This is a genomic window from Chloroflexota bacterium, from assembly GCA_015478725.1.
Taxonomy (GTDB): Bacteria; Chloroflexota; Limnocylindria; order Limnocylindrales; family CSP1-4; genus C-114.
Map to the genome: position 1 here is coordinate 46,201 of JADMIG010000007.1, position 13,616 is coordinate 59,816.

11 protein-coding genes are annotated in these 13,616 nt (G+C 71.8%); 5 read left to right on the forward strand and 6 right to left on the reverse strand.

From position 1 onward, the window contains the following. Positions 1-11: 11 nt before the first annotated feature. The 5 genes from IVW53_07000 to IVW53_07020 all read right to left on the reverse strand — a co-directional run bounded on the left by IVW53_07000 (position 12) and on the right by IVW53_07020 (position 5,692). Positions 12-1,598: a fatty acid--CoA ligase gene (locus IVW53_07000; GenBank protein MBF6605315.1), complete on the reverse strand. Its 1,587-nt coding sequence runs from the start codon at positions 1,596-1,598 to the stop codon at positions 12-14. 43 nt (positions 1,599-1,641) lie between these two features. Continuing rightward, the gene (gene lysA / locus IVW53_07005; protein ID MBF6605316.1) at positions 1,642-2,997 is read right to left on the reverse strand and encodes a diaminopimelate decarboxylase; all 1,356 of its coding nucleotides are present in this window, start codon (positions 2,995-2,997) and stop codon (positions 1,642-1,644) included. Beyond that, entirely contained in the window at positions 2,994-3,794 is an 801-nt protein-coding gene (locus tag IVW53_07010; GenBank protein ID MBF6605317.1) for a 2,3,4,5-tetrahydropyridine-2,6-dicarboxylate N-succinyltransferase, read from the reverse strand. Before IVW53_07010 ends, lysA begins: the two co-directional genes overlap by 4 nt. A 38-nt stretch (positions 3,795-3,832) precedes the next feature. Then, the gene (locus IVW53_07015; GenBank protein MBF6605318.1) at positions 3,833-4,825 is read right to left on the reverse strand and encodes a 4-hydroxy-tetrahydrodipicolinate synthase; all 993 of its coding nucleotides are present in this window, start codon (positions 4,823-4,825) and stop codon (positions 3,833-3,835) included. A gap of 90 nt (positions 4,826-4,915) precedes the next feature. Beyond that, positions 4,916-5,692 (reverse strand): hypothetical protein, encoded by a 777-nt coding sequence (locus IVW53_07020; GenBank protein ID MBF6605319.1) that lies wholly within the window; start codon positions 5,690-5,692, stop codon positions 4,916-4,918. A gap of 323 nt (positions 5,693-6,015) precedes the next feature. Between IVW53_07020 and IVW53_07025 the strand changes: the two genes are divergently transcribed. After that, complete coding sequence (locus IVW53_07025) at positions 6,016-7,791, forward strand: aminotransferase class V-fold PLP-dependent enzyme (GenBank protein ID MBF6605320.1); 1,776 nt, start codon at positions 6,016-6,018, stop codon at positions 7,789-7,791. Here IVW53_07025 and IVW53_07030 read toward each other — a convergent pair. Continuing rightward, entirely contained in the window at positions 7,740-8,522 is a 783-nt protein-coding gene (locus IVW53_07030) for an enoyl-ACP reductase (GenBank protein ID MBF6605321.1), read from the reverse strand. The two genes, IVW53_07025 and IVW53_07030, sit on opposite strands and share 52 nt — an antisense overlap. A gap of 123 nt (positions 8,523-8,645) precedes the next feature. Between IVW53_07030 and IVW53_07035 the strand changes: the two genes are divergently transcribed. The 4 genes from IVW53_07035 to IVW53_07050 all read left to right on the forward strand — a co-directional run bounded on the left by IVW53_07035 (position 8,646) and on the right by IVW53_07050 (position 13,576). Next, on the forward strand, positions 8,646-9,428 hold the full coding sequence (locus tag IVW53_07035) for a hypothetical protein (GenBank protein ID MBF6605322.1): 783 nt from the start codon (positions 8,646-8,648) through the stop codon (positions 9,426-9,428). A gap of 310 nt (positions 9,429-9,738) precedes the next feature. Continuing rightward, positions 9,739-10,590 (forward strand): HAD-IIA family hydrolase, encoded by an 852-nt coding sequence (locus tag IVW53_07040; GenBank protein ID MBF6605323.1) that lies wholly within the window; start codon positions 9,739-9,741, stop codon positions 10,588-10,590. A 4-nt stretch (positions 10,591-10,594) separates the two neighbouring features. Continuing rightward, positions 10,595-12,175, forward strand: a complete 1,581-nt coding sequence (locus tag IVW53_07045) for an aldehyde dehydrogenase family protein (GenBank protein MBF6605324.1) — start codon at positions 10,595-10,597, stop codon at positions 12,173-12,175. A gap of 96 nt (positions 12,176-12,271) precedes the next feature. After that, complete coding sequence (locus tag IVW53_07050) at positions 12,272-13,576, forward strand: aminotransferase class III-fold pyridoxal phosphate-dependent enzyme (protein MBF6605325.1); 1,305 nt, start codon at positions 12,272-12,274, stop codon at positions 13,574-13,576. The last annotated feature ends 40 nt before the right edge of the window (positions 13,577-13,616 follow it).

The window sequence follows — 13,616 nt, forward strand, 5'->3', positions numbered from 1 at the left end:
GACCCCCCGCGTCAGTGGACCCGCGACTCCATCCCGGCCCAGAACGGCTCGCGGAGCTCCGCCTTGAGGACCTTGCCGGTGCCACCCTTCGGGAGCGACTCGCGGAACTGGATCTCGCGGGGGACCTTGAAGACCGCCAGCCGGCTCCGGCACCAGGCGCGGAGCTCCTTCGCCGAGACGGTCGCATCCGGCTTGCGGACGACGAGCGCCACGGGCACTTCGCCGCGCGCGTCGTCCGGGGCGGCGATGACGGCACATTCGAGGACCGCCGGATGGGCGCCGATCGCGACCTCGATCTCGACGGACGAGATGTTCTCGCCGGCCGAGATGATGATGTCCTTCGAGCGGTCCTTGATGAGGAGGTAGCCGGCGGCGTCCATCGTGGCCATGTCGCCGGTGTGGAGCCAGCCGTCGCGGATGGCGGCGGCGGTCGCCTCCGGGTCGCGGTAGTAGCCGTCCATGACCGTGTTGCCGCGGACGACGATCTCGCCGATCTGCTCACCGTCCGGCCGGACGTCGCGACCTTCTCCGTCGACGACGCGGATCCGCACGCCGGGGATCGCCCAGCCGGTCATCGCCTGGCGCTCCACCCGCCGCTCCGGCGGCTCGGCCGCGGTGAGCGCGGTCCGCGGCTGGGCGAGGGTGATGATCGGGGAAGTCTCTGTGAGGCCATAGCCGACGATCGCCCGGACGCCGAGCTCGGATTCGAGCGAACGGATGAGCGCCGGCGAGGCGGGCGACCCGCCGACGATGACCTGGCGGAGGCTTGAGAGGTCGTACCGGCTACGCTCGCGGTGGTTGAGGAGCGCGGTGAAGATGGACGGCACCGCCAGGAGCCGGGTGACCCGATGGCGGGCGACGAGCTCCATGAGGGCGGCGGGATCGAAGCGGCGGAGCATGACGTGCCGGCCGCCGATCATGGTGAGGAAGTGCGGCGTCCCCCAGCCATTGACGTGGAAGAGCGGCACGACGTGAAGGACGACATCGTCCTCCGTGAACCCGAGGCCGAGCTGGGCGGCGAGGCTGTGGAGGTAGAGCTCGCGATGCGTCATCGCGACGCCCTTCGGAAGCCCGGTCGTGCCGCTCGTGTAGAAGAGCTCCGCCATCGCGTTCTCGTCGATCACCGGATGGAGTGGCTCGGTGGATGCGGAGGCGAGGAACGCCTCGTACTCGTGGTCGGCGATGCCGTCGGACTCGCCGTCGAGGATGACGAAGGCCGGTCGGGACGCGAGCTGCGGCCCGATCGATTCGACCAGCGGCCGGAAGTCCGCGTGGAACGCGACGATCCGGGAGCCGGCGTGGTCGAGGATGTATGCGATCTCCGCCGGCGCGAGGCGGATGTTGATCGGGTTGAGGACGGCCCCGGCCTCGAGGACGCCGTAGTAGGCCTCGAGCAGGTGGTGCGTGTTGTAGGTGATGAAGGACACCCGGTCCCCGGCCTCGACGCCAAGGAGCCGGAGGGCGTTCGCCAGCCGATGGGTCCGCTCCGCGAACGCTCGGTACGTGTACTCGCGATCCCCGTCGACGACGCCGATCCTGTCGCCGAAGAACGTCTCCGCCCGGTCGCGGAACTCGAGGACGGAGAGTGGGACGAACACGGCGAGCCTCCTTCGCGGTCACGATACTCGGCCCGCGGGCGCGTCACCGAACCATCGCGACGCCCCCGCCGGGGCGGCTCGCGGACGGCTCGTCCGTCGTCGCCCACGGGACGATCTGGCGGTCGAGCCACTCGGCCGGCTCCATCCGTGGCCGGATGAGCGCGGCCCGACCGTCCCGGATCGCGACTTCCGCCGGCATCGGGTGGGAGAGGAACAGCGGCATCGACTCGGCGAATCCGTAGGCGCCGACGTCGAGGACGGCGACGAGATCGTCCGGCCGTGGGGCCGCCATGACGGTCGACGCGGCGAGCACGTCGAGCCCGGAGCAGAGCGGTCCGGCGATCGTCACCCGCGTCGGCTCAGCGGCACCGGCTGCCCGGTCCGTGAGCCGCTCCCCGGTCCGGGGCAGGAGCCGGATCCGGTGCTCCTGGCCCACGAGGACCGGACGGAGCAGGTGATTGATCCCGCCATCGAGGATCGCGACGGTCGAGCCGTCGACGGCCTTCGTGTCGACGATTCGGGCGACGTACGTTCCGGCCGGGCCGACGAGATACCGCCCGGGTTCCACGAGGATCCGCAGGCCTCGGGTCGCCGGGTCCGCGGCGACGCGCTCGGTGAGTGAGGCGAGGCGGCGCGCCAGCTCGTCGAGATCGAGCGCTCGTTCGTCCGGCCGATACGGGATGCCGAGCCCGCCGCCGACGTCGACGAGCCGGAGGCGGAAACCAGCCTCCGCGGCCATGGTCCGGCCGAGGTCCACCACCCAGGCCGCGTGGTCGGCGAGTGCCGCCGCGTCGAGGACGTTCGAGGCCCCGAAGGCGTGGATCCCGAGCGGCTCGAGGTGCGGCGACCGGGCCGCCGCGACGGCCGCGGCCCGCAGGTCCGCGAGGCCCATCCCGAACTTGCCCGCCCCCGCGTCACCGACGATCCGGAGGCGCTCGAGCTGGGCCGCACTCGGGACGGCCGCCCGAAGCAGGACCGGGACGCGCCGCCCGCTCTCCGCCGCCAGGCGTTCGAGGCGCTCGAGCTCGCCGGGCGACTCGACGGTGATCGCCCGAACGCTCGCCTCGACAGCGGCCCGCAGTTCGTCGGTCCGCTTGCCAGGGCCGGTCACGACGATGCGCGACGGGTCGATCCCCGCCCGACGAGCGGTCTCGAGCTCGCCGCCCGACGCGACGTCCGCCCCGAGGCCGAGCGAGCCGAGGAACGACACGACCGCCAGCGCCGGGTTCGCCTTCACCGCGTAGGCAAGCTCGAACGCCGGCGGGAGTGCGGCGACGAGCGCGGCGACCTGCCGCTCGATGACGGCGAGGTCGTAGACGTAGAGCGGCGTGCCGAACGTCTCGGCCAGTGTCGCCAGATCGGTGGGTGCCGCCACCTCGATCGCCGCCGGTGCCGTCATCGGAGCGCCTCCTCGAGCGCCACCCGGGCGTCCGTGCCGGCGTCGCGGTACTTCACGACGAGGGCGGTCGAGACGGACAGGCCGTGCGTCCGGGCGAACGTCCCGTCGAGCGTGCGCGATCCGGGGACGACGACCGCCCGCGGCGGGATCGCGAGCGGCGCGTCGGCCGTGCCGGTGAGCACGTCGTCCGTCGTGAGGTCGTAGAGGCGCGACGTCCCGGTGAGGATCGTCCCTGCCGCGAGGACCGCCTCGGCCCCGACGAGGACACCCTCGAAGAGCCCGCACTGGGCGCCGACGAACGCGCCATCCTCGACCACGACCGGCCGTGCCCCCGGCGGCTCGAGGACGCCGCCGATCTGGACGCCCGCGGCGAGGTGGACGCGAGCACCGATCTGGGCGCACGAGCCGACGAGGACGTGCGAGTCGATCATCGTGTCCTCGCCGATCCAGGCGCCGACGTTGACATACGACGGCGGCATGACGACGACGCCGGGTCCGAAATGGACGCCGGCCCGGATGGTGGTCCCGCCCGGGACGATCCGCCACGGCCGACCGGCTGCGGCGGCGGTCTCGGCGAGCGGTCCGTCGAGGAGCGTCTTGAGCGGGAGGCCGGCCCGGTCGCGGAACTGGAAGACGCCGCCGAGGTCGCGATCGACGGTGGTCCGATCGGCGAAGCGGGCGAGGATCGCCGCCTTCACGGCGATGTCGACGCGCCAGCCGCCGGGCACCGCGGGGTCCGGCCAGGCGGCGCGGACCCGGCCGGCGTCGAGCTCATCGAGGATCGTCCGCGGATCCAGCGCCGCCGCGGACCCTGGCCGGCCGGGCCCAGGCGCGATCACGCGACCACTCCCGCCGCGACCGCGGTCCCTGCCGTCCGGGTTCGGCCGGCCGGCGTCTCGATGAGCCCGGCATCGCGGAGCACGGCCGCGAGCCTCGCTCGGGCCGGTTCCTCGAGCGGGAGGAGCGGACCGCGGACCGCGTCGCTGCGGAGGATGCCCATGAGGGCCAGGGCGGCTTTCGCCGGGACGGGATTCGGCGCGTCCATGAAGTTCGCCCGGAAGAGGGACAACCAGCGGGTGTGAAGGCGGCGCGCGGTCTCGAAGTCGCCGGAGCGAGCCGCGGCGCAGAGGGCGACCATCTCGCCCGGGATCTCGTTCGAGGCGACGGAGATGACGCCGTCGCCGCCCATGACGAGGACCGCGAGCGTCCAGGCGTCGTCGCCGGCGAGGACCGCGACGTCGCGCGGGCGATCACGGCAGATGACCGCGATCTGGTCGAGGTTCGCCGACGCCTCCTTGATCCCGATGACCCGCGGATGCTCGGCGAGCCGCAGGAAGACGTCCGCAGGGACGTTCGAGCCGGTCCGCGACGGCACGTTGTACACGACGATCGGCAGATCGCCCTCGTCGGCGACGGCGCGGAAGTGCGCCTCGAGCATCCGCCCGTCCGGCCGGTTGTAGTACGGCGCGACGACGAGCGCGGCGTCCGCCCCGAGCTCGGCGGCCCGGCGGGTGGCCCGGATCGTCGCTGCGGTGTCGTTCGTGCCGGTGCCGGCGACGACCGTCACCCGCGAGCGCGACGGTCGTTCGGCCGCCGTCTCCACGGTGAGGGCGACGATCCGCTCCCGCTCCCCGGTCGAGAGGGTCGGCGCCTCGCCGGTGGTGCCGCACGGGACGAGGCCGTCGATGCCGGCGAGGATCTGCCAGCGGACGAATTCGCGGAGGGTCCCCTCGTCCACGGCGCCGTCGGCTGTGAACGGGGTGACGAGGGCGGTGAAGGCGCCGCGGAGCGCGGGGCGGGTCGCGGGTCGGCTGGTGCGAGGTGACATCGGAGGGATCCTTTCGGTGGTCGGGTGGTCGGGTGGTCGGGTGGTCGGGTGGTCGGGTGGTCCGGTGGTCGGGTGGTCGGGTGGTCGGCGTCAGCCGGCCCGGGCGAGGGCGACAGCCTGAGGCGCGATGAGCTCGTCGACGATCGAGGTGAACTCGACGATCCCCGGCGTCCGCGGGGCGGCGATCAGCCAGTCCACCGCGGCGAGCGCGCCGGCGACATAGGCCGATCGATCGCGGGCGGTGAGCCGGAGCTCGATCGTCTCGCCCGGCGCGTCGAAGCCGACGAGGTGCATGCCGGGCGATGAGCCGGCTCGCACGACCGCGACATCGAGCTCGTCCGGTGCGAGTGGCCCGTCGTCGCGCGGATCGTGGAGGCGTCGCTTCCTCGGGTGCGCCGCGAGGATGCGGCGCGAGAGCTCCCTTGCGGTCCCGGACGGCCGGTCCAGCTTGGACCGGCGATGCCATTCGAGGAGATACGGGTCGAAGGCGTCGATGGGACCGAGCAGCTCCACCGCTCGATCGACGAGCCGACCGAACAGCGCGACCCCGAGACTGAGGTTCGCGCCGACGACCGCCGTCGCGCGATGGTCGCGAAGCGCGGTGTCGACGGCCGATCGGTCGCCGTCCCAGCCGGTGGTCGCGATGACGAACCGGCGGCAGCCGGCGGCGAGCGCGGCGGCGACATCGCCGACCACCGCATCGCCGCGCGAGGCGTCGATGGCGAGGTCCGGTTCGTTCAGGTCCCGCGGGTCATGGCGGCCCGTCGCGGGCCGGCCGAGGACGCGGGGCGGTGCGCCGCCGCGTTCAGCGAAGCCGGCCGCGATCGCCCGGCCCAGGCCTCCATCGCCGAAGATGATCGTGTCCATGTCGTCGTCCCTCGTGGTCGAGGGGCCGGTGGTTCGGAGACTTCGTCGCACAGAACGAACGAGCCGCGGTCACCCGTTGGTGTCCGCGGCCCCTGAGCCTCCGTCCCGGAGGCCCCATTCGGTCGTCTGTGCGCGCCGATCAGAGCCCCAGGGCCCGTGCCTCCCGACAGGGCCGCCAGAGCTTCTGCTTCGCCTGCTGGTCGAAGGAGGAGCGCATCGCCCGCGCACCATACGCGATGCGTGGAATATGCGCAATGGTTTCATTGCCGGTCGCGAGAATCCGGTCGCGGGGCGCGCGCGGCGGGCGGCGGTACCATCCACCCATGTCCGAACCGGCGAGCCTCATCGAGACCATCCGCGCCTCCGTCATCGGCGAGGACGAGGCGGTGGCGGGGCCCTTCGGGGTTCGGCGTGTGACGTACGCGGACTACACGGCGTCCGGCCGATCGCTGACGTTCATCGAGGACTACATCCGGGACGCGGTCCTGCCCCTCTACGCGAACACGCACACCGAGTCTTCGGGCACCGGCCTGCAGACGACACGCTTCCGCGAAGAGGCCCGGCGGATCATCCGCGATGCGGTCGGCGGCGGCGACGCGCACGCCGTCATCTTCACCGGATCGGGCTCGACGGCCGCCGTCAACAAGCTCGTCGCCGTGCTCGGCCTGCGCATCCCGGCCGAGCTCGACGATCGCTACGGCCTGTCGGCCCGGATCCCGTCCGCCGAGCGGCCGGTCGTCTTCGTCGGGCCGTTCGAGCACCACAGCAACGAGCTCCCGTGGCGGGAGTCGATCGCCGACGTCGTCGTCATCCGCGAGGACGCGGACGGCCACATCGATCCGGCCCACCTCCGCGACGAGCTCGAGCGCCACGCGGACCGGCCGCTCCGCATCGGCAGCTTCAGCGCCGCGAGCAACGTCACCGGCATCGTCTCGGACACGTACGGCATCGCCCGGCTCCTCCACGAGCACGGCGCGCTCTCGTTCTGGGACTTCGGGGCCGCGGCGCCCTACGTCTCGATCGAGATGGATCCGCCGGACGACCCACTCGCGTACAAGGACGCGATCTTCATCTCGCCCCACAAGTTCATCGGCGGTCCGGGCACGCCCGGCGTCCTCGTCGCGCGGCGGGAGCTGTTCCGCAACCGGGTCCCCACGATGCCCGGCGGCGGGACCGTCGCCTACGTCAACCCGACCGAGCACGTCTACCTCGTCGACATCGAGCACCGGGAGGAGGGCGGCACGCCGGCGATCGTCGAATCGATCCGGGCGGGCCTCGTCTTCGGGCTCAAGGCGGCGGTGGGGGAGGCAGCGATCCGCGAGCGGGAATCGTCGTTCATCCGCCGGGCGATCGATCGGTGGAGCCGTCACCCCGACATCGAGATCCTCGGCAACCAGGCCGCGGAGCGCCTGTCGATCGTCAGCTTCGTCGTCCGCCACGACGGCCGATACCTCCACCACAACTTCGTCGTGGCGCTCCTCAACGATCTGTTCGGCATCCAGTCGCGGGGTGGCTGCTCGTGCGCCGGGCCGTACGGCCACCGGCTGCTCGGCATCGACCTCGAGACGTCCCACGAGTTCGAGCGCGAGATCGGCCGGGGCTGCGAGGGGATCAAGCCCGGCTGGGTCCGGGTCAACTTCAACTACTTCATCAGTGAAACGATCTTCGAGTTCATCCTCGCCGCGATCGAGCTCGTCGCCTCCGACGGCTGGCGCCTCCTGCCGCAGTACGCGTTCGATCCCGCGACCGGGATGTGGCGCCACGCCGGCGGCGTCGTCGAGCCGCCACTCTCGCTCGACGACATCGGGTACGAGGGCGGCCGGATGACGTATCGGGCCCACCGGCACCGCGAACCGGAAGCGCGGCTGGCGGACCATCTCGCCGAGGCGCGAGCCCTGCTCGGATCACCGCCGCCGCCGATCCGTGCCGCGACGGATGCGTCTCGTTCGCTCGCCGTCGGGCCGGACTTCGAGACACTCCGCTGGTTCTGGCTCCCGCACGAGGTGGAGGTCTCGCCGCACGCCGTCGGGGCCTCGGACTCCGGGGATCAGGCCTCCGGTGTCGGAACGCCGAGGACGTTGAACCCGCCGTCCACGTAGATGACCTCGCCGGTCACGGCCGATGACAGGTCCGAGGCGAGATAGACCGCCGTCCTTCCGACGTCCTCGATCGAGATGTTCGAACGGAGGGGGGCGACCGCGGCGAATGATCCGTACATCGACTTGAAGCCGCTGATGCCGGCGGCGGCGAGCGTCCGGATCGGCCCGGCGGAGATGGCGTTCACGCGCACGCCGGACGGTCCGAGATCGGCGGCGAGGTAGCGGACGGAGGCCTCGAGCGCCGCCTTCGCCACGCCCATCACGTTGTAGTTGGCGACGACCTTCTCGGCCCCGTAGTAGGTGAGGGTGAGGATGGACGAACCATGGTGCAGGAGCGGCCGGGCGGCCCGGGCGAGCGCGACGAGCGAATACGCGGAAACGTCGAGGGCGAGGGCGAATCCCTCCCGCGAGGTGTCGACGAATGCCCCCTCGAGATCCTCGCGTCTGGCGTAGGCGAGGGCATGGACGAGGATGTCGAGCTCGCCGTGGGCCGTGCCCCAGCGGTCGAACACCCGGGCGATCTCGTCGTCCTTCTGGACATCGCAGGGTTCGACGAACGTCGAGCCGATCCGCTCCGCGAGTGGGCGGACGCGCCGCTCGATGAGGCTCTCGACGGACGAGAAGCCGACGACCGCGCCCGCGGCGTGGAGTGCCTCGGCGATGCCCCAGGCGATCGAGTGGTCGTTCGCGACCCCGAAGATGAGGGCCTTGCGCCCGTCGAGCAACCCCATCGCCGATCCCTCTTCCGCAAGCAGCTCCGGTGCCGGAGAGCATACCGACCGTTCGGGAGTCTACGCGTCGGGTGCGTGCCACAGGCGATCCAGCGCGCAGACCCTCAGGGGTATCGTGGGTTCTTGACGAACGTTCACGGCGTGGAGGGAGGGCTGTCAAACGTGTCGACGCTCGTTCGACCGGTACCCTGGCTCGCCGCCCTCGTCCCGATGATCGCCCTCTCGCAGACGATCATCGGCCTGATCGCCGGCGTGGTGTGGATCGCCATCATCGCCTCGTTGCGGATCGCAGGCCGCGGCCGGGATCGCGCCGCACGCATGCGCCTGGACCTGGTCCTCCTCCTTGGTTGCGTGGCTGCCTTCGTTCTCGGTGGCCTGTACTTCGCACCAGCGGCAGCGGCGTTCTGGCTGCTGGACCGAAGCGGACCAGACAGGGCGGAGGGAGTGGACGCTTCGCCGCTCGTGGCATCGAAGCGTCCGCCCTCGCTCTACCTTGGACTCGTCTCGTGTGCCGTCGGGTTCGCCGGCATCGCCGCGTTCCTGCTCCTGCCGACGTACACGTCCGCGTCCTCGACTTCGACGAATCCGGGCGTCACGACGATGACCGGCAGCAGCGCGCTACAGATCGGCCTGGACCCGCAGGCGATCGTGGCCCTCGCGCTCATCGCTGCGCTCTTTGCCGTCGTGGGCATGGGCTCCCTCATCACCACGCGAAGCCATCGATCGAGCCGGGCACTCGTGGGATCGGCCGTGCTGGGTCTGCTGATCGCGACCGTCGTGGGCGGATTCTCGATCGGGCTCTTCATCGCACTAGGCGCGCTGCTCGCCTTCGTGGCGTTCACGCTGTCGCTGGGTGAAACGGTGAGCGAGGACCCATCCTCGAGCGCGACGTCGAAGGCAGGTTAGGCAACCAGCGAGGTCCGCGCCGCGCGCGCGTCTCGTGCATGTCAGGCTCGGCTTCCTCGGCGTGAGGGAAGAGCGGCCGTCTGGTTCCGAGGGCCCGTCGAGCGTGGGCGCGCGGCGTTCCGATCGCGTCCCGATCGGGACGAGGGCTCGCCGGACGGTCGGCCGGTCGCGAGAGCGGTCCTACCACGCATGGGGCCCGTATCCGGCGCGACCCAGGCAACCGTGCACTCTCCGCCCCAGCCGCGCCCGCCGCCCCGCGGCCGCCCGCGGCTGGCCGCGGCCGCCCCGCCCGATGCGGTACCGTCGCGGCATGTCTCCGCTGAGCAGCGTCCGCGGCCTCCTCCTCGACCTCGATGGTGTCCTCGTCCTTCGCGGAGCGGCGATCCCCGGGGCTGCCGATGCGCTCGCCGAGATCGACCGTCGCGGGATCCCCTATCGGGTGGTGACGAACACCTCGCTCGTCAGTCGGGCGACGCTCGCCCGGTGGGGGCGGGGCCTCGGGATGGACATCGCCCCGCAGCGGATCCTCTCCGCGCTGTCCGTGAGTGCGGCATACACCGCACGCACCTATCCCGGTCGGCCGATCCTGGTCCTGGGTTCCGCGGATGCCCGCACCGAATTCGCGGGCCAGCGGCTCCTCGAGGCGGAGGAGGCGGATGCGCCGGATGCCGAGGCGGCGGCCGTCGTGGTCGGGGATTCGCCGGAGGTGGCGACGTTCGAGAACCTCAACCGGGCCTTCCGACTCATCCGGCACGGTGCCCGGCTCATCGGCATGCACAAGAACCGCTGGTGGCTGACAGCGGCCGGCCCCACCCTCGACTCCGGTGCCTACGTCGCGGGGCTCGAGTTCGCCGCCTCCGTCCGGGCCGTCATCCTCGGCAAGCCGTCGGCGGCCTTCTTCCGCGCGGCCGCCACCGACCTCGCCGTCGAGATCGCGTCGTCCTCGGGGCGCCGCGCGACCCGAAACGATCTCGCGATGGTCGGCGACGACCTCTGGACGGACGTCCTCGCGGCGCAGCGGTCGGGCCTCCGCGGCGTCTTCGTGCGTTCGGGGAAGCACGGCCAGGCCGAGCTCGACCGGGCGGCGACGGCCCGCCGCGGCGGAGGTGTTCCCGACCTCGTCGCGGCCTCCCTGGCCGAGGTCGTGGCGGCGCTAGACTAGGCCGATGACGACCGACGCCCGCCCACGCCTGAAGATCACCTACGCCACCCTCCGCAACGACAACGACGAGCTCCACGCGCAGTTCGAGGCGGGCCTCGAGAAGGTCCGCGCGTCGCTGCTCGGCGGGTACCAGCGGAACTTCATCGGTGGCGTGGAGCGCGACGGCGACGGGACGTTCGAGAAGCGCTCCCCGATCGACCAGTCCGTCATGGGGACGTTCGCCCGCGGCAGCCGGGAGGACGTCCGGGCCGCCATCGCGGCAGCTCGCGAGGCGTTCCCGGCCTGGAGCCACCGACCGTGGCAGGAGCGGGTTACGCTCCTTCGCCGGGTCGCGGACGTCATCAGCGAGCGCCAGATGGAGTTCGGGGCGCTCCTCTCGATGGAGGTCGGCAAGAACCGCCTCGAGGCGCTCGGCGACGTCGAGGAGACCGCCGACCTCATCCGCTGGTCGTGCGACATGATGGAGCGCAACCACGGCTTCGACGATCCGATGGGCAACCTCGGCGACCCGGCCGTCCACACCCGGAGCGTCCTGCGGCCGTACGGCGTGTGGGGCGTCATCAGCCCGTTCAACTTCCCGTTCGCCCTGTCCGGCGGACCGGCCGGCGGCGCGCTCGTGGCCGGCAATACGGTGGTCTACAAGCCGAGCTCGGACGCCCCGATCTCCGGCCAGTGCCTCCTCCAGGCGATGCGCGCGGCGGGCGTCCCGGACGGCGTCTTCAACCTCGTCATGGGCCCCGGCGAGTCCGTCGGGGCGGAGCTCCAGGAGAACGACGGGGTCGACGGGATCGTCTTCACCGGCAGCTTCGAGGTGGGCTTCCACCTCTACCGGCACTTCGCCCGCCGCTACCCGAAGCCGGCCATCGTGGAGATGGGCGGCAAGAACCCGGCGATCGTGTCGCGCCACGCCGATCTCGACGAGGCGGCCGAGGGAGTCATGCGGGCCGCCTTCGGCTTCAGCGGCCAGAAGTGCTCGGCGAACAGCCGGGTCTACGTCGAGCGCCCGGTCCTCGCCGACTTCACCCGTCGCCTCATCGAGAAGACGGAGGCGATCACGATCGGCGACCCGGTCGATCGGCGCAACTGGCTCGGGCCGGTCATCAACGCGAAGGCGGTCGATCGGTATGCCGAGGCGGTCGTCGAGGCCCGCCGCGATGGACGCCTCCTCATCGGGGGTGAGCGAGTGACGGAGAACGGCCTCGATGCGGGCTTCTTCGTCGCCCCGACGGTCGTCGGCGACCTGCCGGCGAACCATCGGCTGTTCCACGACGAGCTGTTCCTCCCGTTCACGGTCGTCGCCGCGGTCGACTCGATCGACGAGGCCCTCGACCTGTCGAATGCCCACGAGCTCGGGCTCACGGCCGGCTTCTACTCCGAGGATCGGGCCGAATGCGACCGCTTCCTCGATCGGATCGAGGCCGGCGTCGTCTACGTCAACCGGCGGGCCGGCGCGACCACCGGCGCCTGGCCGGGGATCCAGCCGTTCGGCGGCTGGAAGGGCTCGACCGCGACCGGCAAGGCCGGCGGCGGCTTCCACTACGTCCAGCAGTTCATGCGCGAGCAGAGCCAGACCGTCGTCGACTGACGCGGGACGGCCGAAGCGCTCGGCTATACTCGCCGCGCTATCCAGACTGGATGATTCGTATCCATCCGGCGCTCCACCAACGCTCCGAGGTGCCCCGTGACGTCGACGGCGACGCGGCTCGCGCAAGCTCCCACCGTGCCCCACATCGTGACCGAGCTGCCCGGGCCGAAGGCGCGCGCCCACATCGCGTTCGACGAGGCATGGACGTCGCCGAGCCTGCCGCGGGCCTATCCGATCGTGCCCGTCCGGGGCGAGGGCCTCGTCGTCGAGGACATCGACGGCAATCTCTTCCTCGACTTCGCGGCCGGCATCGCGGTGAACTCGACCGGGCATTCCCATCCCGCGATCGTCGAGCGGGTCCAGCGCCAGGCTGAGCAGCTCATCCATTTCAGCGCCTCGGACTTCTACCTCCCGATCTACCCGGAGGTCTGCCGCGAGCTCGCCCGGATCGCCCCGATCGAGGGCCGCGCGCGTGCCTATCTCGGCAACAGCGGGACGGAGGTCGTGGAGGCGGCGATCAAGCTCGCCCGCCACGCGACGGGGCGGCAGTACATCGTCGGCTTCCTCGGCGCGTTCCACGGCCGGACCTACGGGAGCGTCTCGCTTACCGCCTCGAAGGCGAAGTACCACGCCGGCTTCGGGCCGCTGCTCCCCGGCGTCTACCACGCCCCGTTCGGGGCGGTCGCCGACCTGCGCTGGTTCGACGAGGTCCTCTTCGACAAGCTCGTCCCGGCGGACGAGGTCGCGGCGATCTTCGTGGAACCGATCCAGGGCGAGGGCGGCTATATCGTCCCGGAGGACGGTTTCCTCGAGGGGCTCCGGGCGATCTGCGATCGGCACGGCATCCTTCTCGTCGCCGACGAGATCCAGTCCGGGGCCGGGCGGACCGGCCGCATGTGGGCCGTCGACCATTGGGGCGTGAAGCCGGACATTCTCCTCACCGCCAAGGGGATCGCGTCGGGCATGCCGCTCGGCGCGCTCGTCGCCCGCGCGGAGCTCCTCGAGGCGTGGGGTCCGGGCGCCCACGGTTCCACGTACGGCGGCAATCCGCTCGCCTGCGCGGCGGCCCTCGAGACGATCCTCCTCCTCGAGGGTGGGCTCGTCCAGAATGCGGCCGAGCGCGGGCGCCAGGCGATGGCCGGGCTCGACGCGCTCCTCGCGCGGCACCCGGGCCTCGTCCGGGAGGTTCGCGGGAAGGGCCTCATGATCGGGATCGAGTTCGATACGGCGGCCCATGCGGACGCGGTCCAGACCGCCGCCTTCCAGCGCGGCCTCCTCATCCTCGAGTGCGGCAGGTCGACCGTCCGGATGTCGCCGGCACTCACCGTCAGCGCGGCCGAGATGGAAACGGCGCTCCGCCTCTTCGGCGAGGCCGTGGCGGACGTGGCCGGGCGCGGCTGAGCGGCGTCGGAACGGGCGCCGGCCGCTCGGCCGGTCGCGG

Excerpts from the sequence above, each read along its gene's own strand:
- lysA (MBF6605316.1), bottom strand. The coding sequence starts at position 2,997 with ATGACGGCACCGGCGGCGATCGAGGTGGCGGCACCCACCGATCTGGCG.
- IVW53_07015 (MBF6605318.1), bottom strand. The coding sequence starts at position 4,825 with ATGTCACCTCGCACCAGCCGACCCGCGACCCGCCCCGCGCTCCGCGGC.
- IVW53_07020 (MBF6605319.1), bottom strand. The coding sequence starts at position 5,692 with ATGGACACGATCATCTTCGGCGATGGAGGCCTGGGCCGGGCGATCGCG.
- IVW53_07025 (MBF6605320.1), top strand. The coding sequence starts at position 6,016 with ATGTCCGAACCGGCGAGCCTCATCGAGACCATCCGCGCCTCCGTCATC.
- IVW53_07030 (MBF6605321.1), bottom strand. The coding sequence starts at position 8,522 with ATGGGGTTGCTCGACGGGCGCAAGGCCCTCATCTTCGGGGTCGCGAAC.
- IVW53_07040 (MBF6605323.1), top strand. The coding sequence starts at position 9,739 with ATGTCTCCGCTGAGCAGCGTCCGCGGCCTCCTCCTCGACCTCGATGGT.
- IVW53_07045 (MBF6605324.1), top strand. The coding sequence starts at position 10,595 with ATGACGACCGACGCCCGCCCACGCCTGAAGATCACCTACGCCACCCTC.